Source organism: Halobellus sp. Atlit-38R (genome assembly GCF_003665925.1).
In the GTDB taxonomy this organism is placed as follows: Archaea; Halobacteriota; Halobacteria; order Halobacteriales; family Haloferacaceae; genus Haloquadratum; species Haloquadratum inordinatus.
In genome coordinates, this window is the sequence record NZ_QXIJ01000004.1 from 180,755 (window position 1) to 193,852 (window position 13,098).

18 protein-coding genes are annotated in these 13,098 nt (G+C 67.1%); 14 read left to right on the top strand and 4 right to left on the bottom strand.

Annotation, left to right across the window (positions count from 1 at the left end):
- Positions 1-2 precede the first annotated feature (2 nt).
- From D3D02_RS07575 to D3D02_RS07585, 3 genes are all read right to left on the bottom strand, one after another.
- Positions 3-740, bottom strand: a complete 738-nt coding sequence (locus tag D3D02_RS07575; RefSeq protein WP_121569372.1) for an isopentenyl phosphate kinase — start codon at positions 738-740, stop codon at positions 3-5.
- Positions 737-1,810, bottom strand: a complete 1,074-nt coding sequence (gene mvk, locus D3D02_RS07580; RefSeq protein ID WP_121569373.1) for a mevalonate kinase — start codon at positions 1,808-1,810, stop codon at positions 737-739. Before mvk ends, D3D02_RS07575 begins: the two co-directional genes overlap by 4 nt.
- 139 nt (positions 1,811-1,949) lie before the next feature.
- Positions 1,950-2,246 carry a hypothetical protein gene (locus D3D02_RS07585; protein ID WP_121569374.1) on the bottom strand — a complete coding sequence of 99 codons (297 nt, stop codon included), beginning with the start codon at positions 2,244-2,246 and terminating at the stop codon, positions 1,950-1,952.
- Between the two features lie 105 nt (positions 2,247-2,351).
- Between D3D02_RS07585 and D3D02_RS07590 the strand changes: the two genes are divergently transcribed.
- From D3D02_RS07590 to D3D02_RS07625, 8 genes are all read left to right on the top strand, one after another.
- On the top strand, positions 2,352-3,416 hold the full coding sequence (locus D3D02_RS07590; protein WP_121569375.1) for a M20/M25/M40 family metallo-hydrolase: 1,065 nt from the start codon (positions 2,352-2,354) through the stop codon (positions 3,414-3,416).
- 123 nt (positions 3,417-3,539) lie between these two features.
- On the top strand, positions 3,540-4,019 hold the full coding sequence (locus D3D02_RS07595; RefSeq protein WP_121569376.1) for a 50S ribosomal protein L11: 480 nt from the start codon (positions 3,540-3,542) through the stop codon (positions 4,017-4,019).
- 348 nt (positions 4,020-4,367) lie between these two features.
- Positions 4,368-5,006 carry a 50S ribosomal protein L1 gene (locus D3D02_RS07600; protein ID WP_121569377.1) on the top strand — a complete coding sequence of 213 codons (639 nt, stop codon included), beginning with the start codon at positions 4,368-4,370 and terminating at the stop codon, positions 5,004-5,006.
- On the top strand, positions 5,003-6,055 hold the full coding sequence (locus D3D02_RS07605) for a 50S ribosomal protein L10 (RefSeq protein WP_121569378.1): 1,053 nt from the start codon (positions 5,003-5,005) through the stop codon (positions 6,053-6,055). The genes D3D02_RS07600 and D3D02_RS07605 overlap by 4 nt, the downstream gene beginning before the upstream one ends.
- An 18-nt stretch (positions 6,056-6,073) precedes the next feature.
- The gene (gene rpl12p / locus D3D02_RS07610; RefSeq protein ID WP_121569379.1) at positions 6,074-6,412 is read left to right on the top strand and encodes a 50S ribosomal protein P1; all 339 of its coding nucleotides are present in this window, start codon (positions 6,074-6,076) and stop codon (positions 6,410-6,412) included.
- 188 nt (positions 6,413-6,600) lie between these two features.
- Complete coding sequence (locus tag D3D02_RS07615) at positions 6,601-7,878, top strand: tripartite tricarboxylate transporter permease (protein ID WP_121569380.1); 1,278 nt, start codon at positions 6,601-6,603, stop codon at positions 7,876-7,878.
- Between the two features lie 45 nt (positions 7,879-7,923).
- Positions 7,924-8,103 carry an HVO_2753 family zinc finger protein gene (locus D3D02_RS07620; protein WP_081927459.1) on the top strand — a complete coding sequence of 60 codons (180 nt, stop codon included), beginning with the start codon at positions 7,924-7,926 and terminating at the stop codon, positions 8,101-8,103.
- A 3-nt stretch (positions 8,104-8,106) separates the two neighbouring features.
- Entirely contained in the window at positions 8,107-8,373 is a 267-nt protein-coding gene (locus tag D3D02_RS07625; protein ID WP_121569381.1) for an elongation factor 1-beta, read from the top strand.
- Positions 8,374-8,388: 15 nt separating this feature from the next.
- Here D3D02_RS07625 and D3D02_RS07630 read toward each other — a convergent pair whose 3' ends face one another.
- Positions 8,389-8,673 carry a hypothetical protein gene (locus D3D02_RS07630; RefSeq protein WP_121569382.1) on the bottom strand — a complete coding sequence of 95 codons (285 nt, stop codon included), beginning with the start codon at positions 8,671-8,673 and terminating at the stop codon, positions 8,389-8,391.
- A gap of 148 nt (positions 8,674-8,821) precedes the next feature.
- Between D3D02_RS07630 and D3D02_RS07635 the strand changes: the two genes are divergently transcribed.
- The 6 genes from D3D02_RS07635 to D3D02_RS07660 all read left to right on the top strand — a co-directional run bounded on the left by D3D02_RS07635 (position 8,822) and on the right by D3D02_RS07660 (position 13,090).
- Entirely contained in the window at positions 8,822-9,112 is a 291-nt protein-coding gene (locus D3D02_RS07635; protein ID WP_121569383.1) for a 50S ribosomal protein L21e, read from the top strand.
- Positions 9,113-9,124: 12 nt separating this feature from the next.
- Positions 9,125-9,481 carry an RNA polymerase Rpb4 family protein gene (locus tag D3D02_RS07640; protein WP_121569384.1) on the top strand — a complete coding sequence of 119 codons (357 nt, stop codon included), beginning with the start codon at positions 9,125-9,127 and terminating at the stop codon, positions 9,479-9,481.
- A gap of 64 nt (positions 9,482-9,545) precedes the next feature.
- Positions 9,546-10,190: a DUF655 domain-containing protein gene (locus tag D3D02_RS07645; protein ID WP_121569385.1), complete on the top strand. Its 645-nt coding sequence runs from the start codon at positions 9,546-9,548 to the stop codon at positions 10,188-10,190.
- 185 nt (positions 10,191-10,375) lie between these two features.
- On the top strand, positions 10,376-11,242 hold the full coding sequence (locus D3D02_RS07650) for a 16S ribosomal RNA methyltransferase A (protein WP_121569386.1): 867 nt from the start codon (positions 10,376-10,378) through the stop codon (positions 11,240-11,242).
- A gap of 10 nt (positions 11,243-11,252) precedes the next feature.
- Positions 11,253-12,449 carry a mechanosensitive ion channel family protein gene (locus D3D02_RS07655; RefSeq protein ID WP_233560601.1) on the top strand — a complete coding sequence of 399 codons (1,197 nt, stop codon included), beginning with the start codon at positions 11,253-11,255 and terminating at the stop codon, positions 12,447-12,449.
- A 38-nt stretch (positions 12,450-12,487) separates the two neighbouring features.
- Positions 12,488-13,090 carry a HemK2/MTQ2 family protein methyltransferase gene (locus D3D02_RS07660; protein WP_121569532.1) on the top strand — a complete coding sequence of 201 codons (603 nt, stop codon included), beginning with the start codon at positions 12,488-12,490 and terminating at the stop codon, positions 13,088-13,090.
- Positions 13,091-13,098 lie beyond the last annotated feature (8 nt).

Sequence of the window (13,098 nt, forward strand, 5' to 3'; positions counted from 1 at the left end):
CGCTACCCGCTGATGACGGTTCCCGCGGCGTCGCCGGCCAGGAACGCCTCCAGCGTGTCGGGACCGAACACGTGCGCCGGCGCGCCGAGTTCGAGGAGCGCGCGCACTTTCGCGGCCATACCTCCCGTCACATCCGTCGACTCGGAGCCGCCGAGCGCGTCCGCGACGTCGTCGAAAGCCGTGATTTCGGGGATGACCTCGTCGTCGTCGTCGTAGACGCCGGGCACGGTCGAACAGAGCCCGACGCGGTCGGCGTCGAGACCGATCGCGAGCCGTGTAACCAGTTCGTCGCCGCTAATGATCGTCGCACCCGCGTCCGCCTGCGCGATGACGTCGCCGTGGAGGACGGGAACGAACCCCTCGTCGAGCATCGTCGCCGAGGAGTCGAGCGGGAACGCCAGATCGGCGTCGGCGTCGCGCGCCCCGACGGAGAACGGGTGGACCGGGAGCGCCGGGACGCCGGCGTCCTGCAGCCGTCGGATGACTTCGTCGTTCAGGCGACGCATCGCGTCGTGGATCGCCCACACGCCCGCGGCGTCGTGACTCCCCTCCGAGAGGCTGACGCCGTGTTTCTCCGCCTGGTGGTGGCCGAAGCTCCCCCCGCCGTGGACGAGCGCGAGCCGGGAGACGTCGGCCGCGGCGATCGTCTCGACCGCCGCGTCGAGAGCTGCGTCGTCGACAGTCTCGGGCGTCTCCTTGTCGGTGACGACGCTCCCGCCGAGTTTGAGGACGACCGTCACCGGCGCTCACCCTCCGCGTTCGGCTCCGCGTCGGAACGCGCGCTCGCGTCCGGCCCCGACGCCTCCACGCGGACGCCCTCGCGGTCCAGTTCGGCCCGGAACGCGTCGCGGCACTCGGCTGTGTAGCGCAGCGCCGTCCGCGTCTCCGGCGTCTCGTCGAGCGCGACGATGCAGCCGCCGCCGCCCGCGCCGGTGAGTTTCGCGCCGTGGGCCCCGGCCTCGCGGGCAGCCCAGACCATATTGTCGAGCGTGCGCGAGGAGACGCCGAGCGCTTCGAGCAGCCCGTGATCGAAGTTCATCAGCCGGCCGAGTTCGGAGAGCAGTTCGTCGGTGGGTTCGGCTTCGGGGTCGGCGTCGGAGAGCATCGACTCGCCGGTGCGGACGATGTCCCCGATGCTCTCGACGGTGTCGGCCGCGAAATCGTACTCCTCGCGGAGCGTCCGGACGCCCGCGACGAGTTCGCCGGTGTCGCCCGCGCCGCCGTCGAAGCCGACGACGAACGGGAGGTTCGGCGTGTCGATCTGTCGGCAGTCGTCGCCCTCGACGCGCACGGCGCCGCCCATCGCCGAACAGAACGTGTCCGCCCGCGAGGCCTGGCCGTCCTGGACGTCGTACTCCGCGCGGTAGGCGCGGTCGGCCAGTTCCTCGGGCGCGAGTTCGACGCCGAGTTCGCGCGTCGCGGCGTCGATGCCGGCGACGACGACGGCCGCCGAGGAACCGAGCCCCGCGCCGAGGGGGATCTCGCTCTCGACGGTGATGTCGAAGCCGGCGTCGGGTGCGTCTGCGGCGTCGCGAGCCTGTTCGACGGCGGCGTCGATGTAGCCCACCGCGGCGTCGACGAGCCCTTCCGGAACGTCGACGTCGGGGCGGTAGTCGGCGTCGCCGGCGTACTCGACGGTGAAGCCGTCGAGACTCAGGTCTCGCGCTTCGACTCGGATGTGGTCGTCCGTGCGCGCGTCGACGGTGACTGTGGCCCGGCGCTCGATCGCGCAGGGGACCGCCGGTTCGCCGTAGACGACCGCGTGCTCCCCGAAGAGATAGACCTTCCCGGGGGCGCTGGAGACGATCATAGGGGAGGAATACCGGGGGTCCCGCTTAAGCTATCCGACCGGAACCGAGCGACGCACCGGTAGGCGTACGGAATCCGACGGCGGGAACGAGCTACCGGAAGAAACAGAGACGACGGGAGAGACAGAGCCGACAGAGCGGTTACTCCTCGACGAAATCGTCGAGTTCGGTCACCTCGTCGTCTCCGCGGAGGTATTTCGCTGCGGCGGCGAGCGCGACGAGGAACCCGACCGCGACTAGCGCACCGAGGAGGCGACCGCCGGAGGTCGGGCACATCCCGCTCGATTCGTCGGTCGCGTCCTCGGTCGCGTCGCCGTCAGACGACGCGCTGCCCTCGTCGTCAGTGGAACCGCCGATCGCGGGTGCGGTGTTCGTCGCCTCGAAGTTGAGGCCGTCGTGCAGATGAATCTCGAAGAGCGTGAACGATTTCTCGGTCATCTCACGTTTCGATACGCCGACACGAAGCATAATCGTTGTGGAGGCAGACGCGTGCGCGACACCGAGAGCCGGTGGTTTCAGGTGTCAGGCAATCAGAGCAGGCCTATGGACGACGACAGACACGCGTTTCTGACGGATCTGCTGACGACGCCCAGCCCCTCGGGATTCGAGGCGGTCGGGCAGCGAGTGTGGCTCGACTACGTGCGCCAGTTCGCCGACGAGGTCTGGACCGACGAGTACGGCAACGCCGTCGCGGCCCACGAGGGTAGCGGGGACGCCGACGTCTCCATCGCGTTCACCGGCCACGCCGACGAGATCGGCTACATCGTCCGCGACATCACCGAGGGCGGCTTCCTCCGGATCGGCGCGATCGGGGGCGCAGATCGGACGGTGTCGAAGGGCCAGCACGTCACCGTCCACGCCGAGACCCCCGTCGCCGGCGTCATTGGGCAGACAGCGATCCACCTGCGCGATTACGAGGGCGAGGAGTACGACGACATCGACGAGCAGTTCGTCGACGTCGGGGCCGACGGCGAGGACGAGGCGCACGACCTCGTCGAGGTCGGCGATCCAGTGACCGTCGAAACGCGCGTCCGCCCGCTCCACGAGACGAGACTCGCCGCCCGCGGAATGGACAACCGCGTCGGAATCTGGGCCGCCGCCGAGGCGCTTCGCTCGGCCGCCGAAGCCGACGTCGGCGCGACAGTCTACGCCGTGAGTACGGTCCAGGAGGAAGTCGGCGTCCAGGGGGCGAAGATGGTCGGATTCGACCTCGACCCCGACGCGGCTATCGCCGTCGACGTGACGCACGCGACCGACAACCCCGACATCCCGGGCAAACGCACCGGCCCCGTCGAACTCGGCGCGGGACCGGTCGTCTCCCGCGGTAGCGCGAACCACCCGTCGCTCGTCGACCTCGCTCGCGACGCCGCCGAAGACGCCGACGTCGACGTGCAACTTCAGGCGACCGGGACCCGAACGGGAACCGACGCCGACGCGTTCTACACCGCTCGCAGCGGCATCCCCGCGCTGAACGTCGGGATCCCGAACCGCTATATGCACACGCCCGTCGAAGTCGTCGACACCGACGACCTCGACGCCGTCGGCGAACTGCTCGGGGCGATGGCAGCCGCGGCCGTCGACGCCGCTCCGTTCGGCCTCGACCTGTGAGCCGTCCGGGGAGCACGGACGGTCGGTCGTCCGCTGGGCGTGGAACGAGCGGCGTGTCGTACCCTCACACGGCCGTTCGGGCGAAAGAAAACCGTTAAAAGTCGCCGCAGGGTGTTGTGAGGTATGGCTGGAACTATCGAAGTACTCGTTCCCGGCGGGGAGGCGAACCCTGGTCCGCCGCTCGGTCCGGAACTCGGACCGACTCCTGTGAACGTGCAGGACGTCGTCCAGCAGATCAACGACGAGACGGCTGCGTTCGACGGGATGGAAGTCCCCGTCACCGTCGAGTACGAGGACGACGGCTCCTTTACGATCTCTGTCGGCGTTCCGCCGACGGCCGAACTCGTCAAGGACGAGGCCGGCTTCGAGACCGGATCGGGCGAACCTCAGGAGAACTTCGTCGCCGATCTGACCGTCGAACAGGTGAAGAAGATCGCAGAGCAGAAGTCCTCTGACCTGCTCTCGTACGACTCGTTCAACGCCGCGAAAGAGGTCGTCGGTACGTGTACCTCCCTCGGCGTCACGATCGAGGGCAACGACCCGCGCGAGTTCAAAGAGCGGATGGAAGACGGCGAGTACGACGACGTCTTCGCCGACGAGTAACTCGCGGTTCAGACTCCCCCGACGGAATCGGGCACGGTGCGTTGTCGCCGTGACCCACTCACTGCGGACGCCTTTCTCTCTGCGGTTCGATCGGTCGCGAGCGGCGCGTCTCTCGACGCCGACCGTCGCCACAGGACCGTCAAGCGACCGCCACATCGGGGCCGGTGCGACCGCGTTCTACCGTGTCGACTATTCCCACGAATACGGGGTTTCGCGCCCGAAAACGGCCGGTACGTGGGATCTGCTTCGACGGACTTAAGTCCGCCATTCCCGTTCGATTCGACGAGACAGGCAGACGCCTGTTTCACTGACCCGTAGGAGCAATCCTGCGTACTACGGAGGTGAATAATGGCAGATACGATAGTTGACGCAGTCTCTCGCGCACTCGACGAGGCACCCCCACGGAACTTCCGTGAGACGGTAGACCTCGCCGTTAATCTGCGCGATCTCGACCTTAACGACCCGTCGAAACGTGTCGACGAGTCTGTGGTTCTGCCCAGCGGCACGGGCCAGGAGACACAGATCGTCGTGTTCGCGAGCGGTGAAACCGCGCTCCGAGCCGAGGAGGCCGCCGACCAAGTTCTGGACGGCGACGACCTCGAAGAACTCGGAGACGACACCGACGCGGCAAAAGACCTCGCCGACGAGACCGACTTCTTCGTGGCCGAAGCCAGCATGATGCAGGACATCGGCCGCTTCCTGGGGACGGTTCTCGGTCCGCGCGGTAAGATGCCGACGCCGCTCCAGCCGGACGACGACGTCGTCGAGACAGTGAATCGAATGAAGAACACGGTGCAACTCCGCTCCCGCGATCGCCGGACGTTCCACACCCGCGTGGGTGCACAGGACATGGACTCCGAGGAGATCGCGGACAACATCGACGTCATCATCCGTCGTCTGGAGGCGAACCTCGAGAAGGGTCCCCTCAACATCGATTCGATGTACGTGAAGACGACGATGGGACCGTCCGTGGAGGTGCCCGCATGAGCGAGAGCGCATCCGCCCGACGAACGGAGACGATCCCCGAGTGGAAGCGCGAGGAAGTCGCCGAACTCGTCGAGTTCCTCGAGCGTTACCAGTCGGTCGGCGTCGTCGCCGTCGCCGGCATCCCGAGCCGCCAGCTACAGAGTATGCGGCGCGACCTTCACGGCAGCGCCGAACTGCGGATGAGCCGCAACACGCTCGCTGTCCGCGCGCTCGAAGACGTCGACGACGGCCTCGAAGAACTCGTCGAGTACGTCTCGGGCCAGGTGGCGCTCGTCGGTACCAACGACAACCCGTTCGGGCTCTACAAACAGCTCGAAGCGTCGAAGACGCCCGCACCGATCAGTGCCGGCGAAGTCGCGCCCAACGACATCGTCATCCCCGAGGGTGATACGGGCGTCGACCCCGGCCCGTTCGTGGGCGAGCTGCAGCAGGTCGGCGCCGCCGCGCGCATTATGGACGGTTCGATCCAGGTCACCGAGGACTCGAAAGTCCTCGAGGCCGGCGAGCCCGTCTCCGAAGAACTCGAAGGCGTGCTCTCCGAGCTCGGTATCGAGCCGAAGGAGGTCGGTCTCGACCTCCGCGGCGTCTTCTCCGAAGGCGTCCTCTTCGAGCCGGACGAACTCGCGATCGACGTCGACGAGTACCGCGCGGACATCGAGTCCGCCGCTGCCGCCGCACGGAACCTCGCGGTCAACGCGACGATCCCGACGGCGCAGTCCACGCCGACGCTGCTCGCGAAGGCCGCTGGCGACGCGAAGGCCCTCGGGCTCTTCGCCGCCATCGAGGACCCCGACGTGCTGCCTGACCTCGTCGCGAAAGCCGACGCCCAGGTCCGCACGCTCGCGGCGCAGATCGACGACGACGAGGCACTCCCGGAGGAACTCCGGGGGGTCGAGGCGCCCGCACCGGCTGCCGAGGAGGCGGCCGAAGCGGACGCAGAAGAGGAATCGGCCGACGAAGACACTGACGAACAAGAAGCCGACGCCGACGACACCGACGACGACGATGACGACGACGGTGCCGAAGGACTCGGCGCGATGTTCGGATAACACACGAGGTATACGACAATGGAATACGTTTACGCAGCTCTCATCCTGAACGAATCGGGCGAAGAGATCAACGAAGACAACGTCACCGCAGTTCTCGACGCCGCTGGCGTCGACGTCGAAGAGTCCCGCGTGAAGGCGCTCGTCGCCGCACTCGAGGACGTCGACATCGAGGAGGCCGTCGAGACGGCCGCCGCCGCACCCGCACCCGCTACGGGCGGCGCCGCTGGCGGCGAGCCCGCGGCCGCTGACGAGGGCGAAGAAGAGGAAGAAGCCGAAGAAGAAGCCGAAGAAGAAGCCGACGAGGAAGAAGAGGACGAAGAGGCCTCCGGCGAGGGTCTCGGCAACCTCTTCGGTTAAATCCGATACGCCCGAAGCCGACGACGCCGACCGTCCGATCCGGACGTCGCGCCGACTCGTCTTTCGATCCGATTTCTTTCGACGCTCCCGCTTGAGCGACAGCGATTCGTCGCAGTATCCAGTCGCCCGTCATCAGCGCCCCGTTCGACGCGAACGTTCAAATACGAGTCCGAGACCACTCCGTCGCGATGGCGACGCCGGCAACGATACTCGCGTACGCGTGTCTGGGCGTGGGACTCGGCACGCTCACCGGGCTCGTCCCGGGACTCCACGTCAACAGCGTCGCGTTCGTCCTCGTCGGCGTCGCACCGGGCATCGACGGACCGCCGGCCGCCGTCGGCGCGGCGGTTCTCGCGGCCGGCGTCGTGCACACGTTCCTCTCGGTCGTCCCCGGACTCGTGCTCGGCGTCCCGGACGCCGCGACCGCACCGGGAGCGCTCCCCGGGCATCGACTCGTGCTGGCCGGTCGCGGCCGCGAGGCGATCCGACTGTCCGCACTCGGAAGCGGTATCGCGCTCCTCGTCGCTGTCGGGGTCGCGCTTCCGCTGTCGCACGTCGTCGCCGGCGGACGGGAGTGGCTGCTCGCCGCCCTCCCAGTGCTGCTCGCGGGCGTCACTGCGCTGCTCGTCCTCGCCGAACCGACGCGTCGGAGCCGGCTGGGTGCCCTCCTCTGTGTGGCACTCGCGACCGGGCTGGGACTCCTGACGCTCGATCTCTCCGTGTCGGGGCCGCTGTCGCCCGACGGAGCGGCGTCGATGCTCGCCCCGCTGTTCGGCGGGTTGTTCGGCGCGCCCGTGCTACTGGACGCGCTGGACGCGCACGGATCGATCCCGCCACAGGACGGCGTGACGCTCGGCCTATCGCGGCTCGAAGCACTCCGGGCCGGCCTCGCGGGCGTCGGCGGGGGCGCGCTCGTCGGATATCTCCCCGGCGTCTCCGCGGGTGTCGCGGCAGTCCTCGCCCTCGGCGGTTCCGGAGGGAGCGGGCCGGCGGGCCGCGGCTCGGATCGGGCGTACGTCGTCGCCACGAGCGGTGCCGACACGGCGACGGCCGTGTTCGCGGTCGCGTCGCTCGCCGTCCTCGGCGCGCCGCGGAGCGGCGTCACCGTCGCGCTCACCTCGCTCGGCGTGGCGGGGCGGACGACGGCGACGGGTACGGGCGGAGCCGCGAGCGTCCCGTTCGGTCTCCTCGATATGCTGCTCGTGATCGCGCTGGCCGCGAGCCTCGGTATTGTGGTCCTCGTCACTCTCGGTGATCGGTATCTCCGTCTCGTGCGCGTGCTCCCGCGACGGCCGCTCGTCGTCGCCGTGCTCGGACTGCTCTTCGCGCTGGCGTTCGGGTTCGGTGGCGTCCTCGGAGGCGCGGTGTTCTGTCTCGCAGCGTTCGTTGGGCTGATACCGCCGCGCGTCGGCGCGCGACGCGTGCACCTGATGAACGTGCTCCTCGGTCCGATCGTCCTCGGATGAGCGGGAAAGACAACCGTTAAAAGTCGCGGACGGGTGCTGTAGTGTATGAGCCAGTCCGAGCAGCGACACGCCCGGCAGTGCGTGTCCTGTGGCATCAACATCTCCGGCATGAGCGCGGCAACGTTCAACTGTCCGGACTGTGGCCACGAGATCTCGCGGTGTGCGAAGTGCCGAAAGCAGAGCAACCTCTATGAATGCCCCGACTGTGGGTTTATGGGACCCTGAACGATGGGAAAGGTAGCCGCTAAGATCAAGGTGATGCCGAACAGCCCCGAAATCGACCTCGACGAACTGCAGGAGCGACTCGAACAGTCGCTCCCCGAGGGCGCGAAGATCAACGGCTTCGAACGCGACGACGTCGCGTTCGGGCTGGTCGCGCTGCTCCCCACCGTGATCGTTCCCGACGACGCCGGCGGAACGGAAGCGGTCGAAGAAGCGTTCTCCGACGTCGACGGCGTCGAAAGCGTCTCCGTCGAGAACGTCGGCCGAATCTAAAAGCGGCGACTGCGGTTACGCCTGCTTTCTCTCGTATCGCTGTAAGAAGAGAACACCGACCACTGGCGAGACGAGAAAGCCCAGCCCCAGCGCCACGAACAGGGGGACGGCACCGAAGTTGAGACTCGCCACGGCCGCGACGCCGAGCAATGCCCCGAGGAGGATACTCACAGAAACGCCCATCCCGAACTGTTCGAGACGCGAACTCGAGTCACTGTGCGACGATCCGTCGTCTCCATCAGTTAGCGCGGCATCGACCTCGTCGGGAAGCTGGCCGCCTGATGCGTATTGCTGTGCCATACCTGATGCTACGACGGCCTCCGTTTTAGATTTTGCCGGCGATTCCCAGCCTCACAGAAGCTCCCGCAGGAGCCACAGAGACGGCGCGGGCTCACGAGACGGGAACGTGCGTTTTATAACCGCGTCGAAAGTACTGACTCCAACGACTATGCCGAGTTCCAACGGTCCACTTCACGGAACGCGAGGAAAGCTTTCGAACAAGCCGCGCGACCGCGGGACGTCGCCGCCGCAGCGCGCGATCCAGGAGTACGACGAAGGTCAGAAGGTCCACCTGAAGATCGACCCGAGCGTGCGCGAAGGCCGCTTCCACCCGCGCTTCAACGGACACACGGGCGAAGTCGTCGGCAAACAGGGCCGCGCGTTCAAGGTCCAGATCGTCGACGGCGGCAAAGAGAAGACCCTCATCACGCGTCCCGCTCACCTGCGCGCCCAGGAGTAACACGCTCCGCCGATGACCATCTTCAAGGAAAAAGTCGACGAGGAGTATCTGACAGTCTCAGAAGTCAAAGCACTCCTCGAGGACGTCGAAGCCGAGCGTGCCGCGGACGAGGAGCGCGAACTCCAGTACGAACTGGCTCGCGCCGTCGAACACGTGAACCGGTTCGCCCACCTCGACCCCGAGGAGTCGCGTGAACTCGTCGAGGAACTGCTCGAACTGGAGAAGGTCGACGCCCCGACGGCGATCAAGATCGCGGACCTCCTCCCGCAGAGCCGGGACGAACTCCGCGCAGTGTACGCACAGGAACGGTACGCCCTGAGCGGCGAGGAACTCGACGACGTGTTGAACGTCGTCGCGAAGTACGTCTAATCCGAGCAGACGGTTCGTCGCCGTCGGCCAACTATTTAAATAGGCCGTGGGCGTACGTCATCGTATGACCACGACCGAGAGCGGAGACGCCGACGACGCGAGCGAGTCGGAAGGCGGCGACGACTCCGGCGCGCGGGGCGAGACGGACGCCGCAGCGATGCGCTATGCGGTCGTCCTCGATCACCTGCCGCACGGCCGCGCCGACGATGACCGCCCCCGACACCGGAAGTCTCCTCTCGCGTACGCGCTCGGTGAGCGCGATTTCCGCCTCTTCGAACTCACGCTGAGCGACGACGCCGACATTTCGATCGGCGACCGGGTCGTGATCGGCCCGACGGAAGCCCGCGACGCCGTCGAAGGGTTCAAAGAGGTGCCGTACGACGACATCTCGAACACGGCGAACGCCGAACTGGAGTACGCAATCGAGGAGATCGTCGACGCCAACGAGCAGCGCTTCGTCGACTTCTACAACGACGCCCAGCCGATCACGCTGCGGCTGCATCAACTGAATCTCCTACCCGGTATCGGGAAGAAACTCCGAAACAACGTCCTCGATCAGCGCAAGCGCGGTCCCTTCGAGAGCTTCGAGGACGTCGAAGAGCGGGTTTCGGGCCTCCACCGACCGAAAGAGATCCTCGTCGAGCGGATTATGGAGGAACTCCGCGACGACGACTTGAAGTACAAGACGTTCGTCGGACGCGAATCGTAGCGCGGCACCGCCGAGAGTCGTTCGGCGGCCGTCTACTTCCTACAGTAGTGTTTGCAAGTCTTCACGCACCGAATCGCACGCAGTCGCGCGATCGGCTGTGTGATCAGTTGCAAACGGTACTATCGCTCGAGTCGAGTAGACCACGAGCCGAGACGTTTACACGCGCCCGCCTGCAATCGACGCCAATGACAGATTCGACGCCCGACGCCGCGCCCGATCTTCGCGACCCCGACGAGTTGCGCCGTCGGGCCGGCGTGCGCGGCGACCCCGACCGCGATCAGCACTTCCTGATCGACGACCGGGTGCTCGATCGGATTCCGACGTACCTCCCCGAGGATGTGGACACGACACACATTCTCGAAATCGGCGGCGGGACCGGCGCGCTCACGGATCGCCTGCTCCGTGTCGCCGAGCGGGTCACCGTCGTCGAACGCGACCCCGCGCTCGCGGCGTTCCTCCGCGAGGAGTTCGACGACGAGGTCGAAGCCGGGACGCTAGAAATCGTCGAAGGCGACACCCTGGAGGTCGAACTCCCGGCGTTCACCGCGTGCGTCGCGAACCTCCCGTACGGGATCTCCTCTGAGATCACCTTCCGACTGCTGCCGACGCAGCGCCCGCTGGTGTTGATGTTCCAGCGGGAGTTCGGCGAGCGGATGGCGGCCGAGCCCGGCACCGACGACTACGGTCGGCTGTCGGTCAGCGCCCAGCACTACGCGGACGTCGAGGTCGTCGAGATCGTGCCGCCGGAGGCGTTCGACCCCGCGCCGGCCGTCGAGAGCGCGATCGTTCGTCTCCAGCCCCGAGAACCGGACTACGAAGTCGCAGACGAGGCGTTCTTCTTCGACTTCGTGAAGGCGCTTTTCACCCAGCGGCGCAAGACGATCCGAAACGGCATCCGCAACACCGCACACATCTCGGGGCTGTCCGATCCCGAGGCCGTCGTCGACGCGGTCGAGAGCGTAGACGAGGACCTCCTTCGCGCCCGGGCGGGATCGCTCTCGCCCGCGGCGTTCGCAGAACTGACCGCCATCGCCGACGAACACGGCCGCTGAGGTGTCTCACGTGGGAACCCTCCTCGCACTGCAGATCTTCTCCGACGGGGTCGGCAGTACGCTCGCGGGCCTCCCGCAACTCGTCCCGTCGACCGCCGGTCGGATCGCCGTCACGTTCGCCATCGGCGTCGCGGTGATGACACTGCTCGCCCGGACGGAGCGGCTCCACGCGATCGAGCCCGAGCAGGTCCCACAGACGCTGTGGCACGTCTTCGTGACGTTCGGCACGATGATCCTGGCGCTGACGGGCGGCGTCGCGATCGTTGCCGTGTGGGGGCTTTCGGCGGAACTGCTCGGCGTCTTTGGCGACAACTACGGTCCGGAGACCCTCGTCCGGGTCGGCATCTCGGTGCTGTTCCTGATCGGCGCGTACACGATGACGGGGCTCGTCCGACAGCTCATCGAGGAGATCGCCGAGACGCGGTCATCACTCGGTGAGCACGAGCGCGAGATCGCGTTCCGGATCGGGCAGGTCACGCTGTATCTCCTGGCGTTCACGATCGTGCTCTCGCTGTGGCGGGTGAACGTCGGCGGCATCCTCGTCGGGGCGGGGTTCCTCGGGATCGTCGTCGGTATGGCCGCCCGACAGACGCTCGGGGCGCTCATCGCCGGGTTCGTGCTGATGTTCTCGCGCCCCTTCGAGATCGGCGATTGGATTCAGGTCGGCGAGTACGAGGGGATCGTCACCGACATCACGATCGTCAACACCCGGATCCAGACGTTCGACGGCGAGTACGTGATGATTCCCAACGACGTCGTCTCTTCGGAGAGCCTCGTCAACCGGAGCCGGAAGGGACGGCTCCGCATCGAAGTCGAGGTCGGCGTCGACTACGATGCCGACCCGGAACGGGCCGCCAAAGTCGCACAGAAAGCGGTCTCGGGGCTCGACGATCCGATGAGCGTGCCGACGCCGCAGGTCGTGCTCAAGCGACTCGGCGACTCCGCGGTCGTCCTCGGCGTCCGGTACTGGATCGATAACCCGAGCGCGCGCCGGAAGTGGCGCTCACAGACCGCGGTGATCGGCGCGGTCAAGGAAGCGCTCGAAGCCGAGGACATCAAGATCCCGTTCCCGCAGCGCGAACTGACCGGTCGGGAGGAGGCCGGCGGCTTCGTCCTCGCGGGCGACGACACGGACGCCGAAGCAGCATCGAACGAGGAGCAAGCGCCGCCGGCGGAAGCGGCGAGTGACGGAGGTGAGTCGTCGTGAGCGAGGAGACGAAGCAGGACCTCGCGGATCGACGCGGGATGGAAACGAAAGTCTACCAGCCCGCAGAGGACTCCGGGCTCCTCGCGGCCGCCGTCGAAGCGCGTGGCCGCGGGCGGTTCCTCGAAGTTGGTACCGGCTCGGGGTGGGTCGCCGAACAGGCGGCCCGCGAGGTCGACGCCGTGACCGACGTCGTCGCGAGCGACCTCAGCCCGCACGCCTGCCGGGCGGCGCGTCGTAGGGCACTCGGTGACCGCGGATCTCCTCTCTTCGACGGTGTGCGCGGGAACCTCGTCGAACCGTTCGCCACCGGCGCCTTCGACACGGTCGCGTTCAATCCACCGTATCTCCCAACCGATCCCGAAAACGAGTGGGACGACTGGATGGAGCAGGCGCTCTCGGGCGGGGAGTCCGGCCGGGAACTCGTCGATCCGTTCCTCGACACCGTCGGTCGCGTCCTCGCACCCGGCGGCGTCGTCCTGTTGCTCGTGAGTTCGCTCACGGGATACGATGCTGTGATCGACCGCGCGGAAGCGTGCGGCTTCGCCCACGAGGTCGTCGTCGAGGAGTCTTATCCGTTCGAGTCGCTCTCGGTGGTCGCGCTGACACAGACGGAATCCGATTCCGCACCCGATAGCGAATAACCAACACG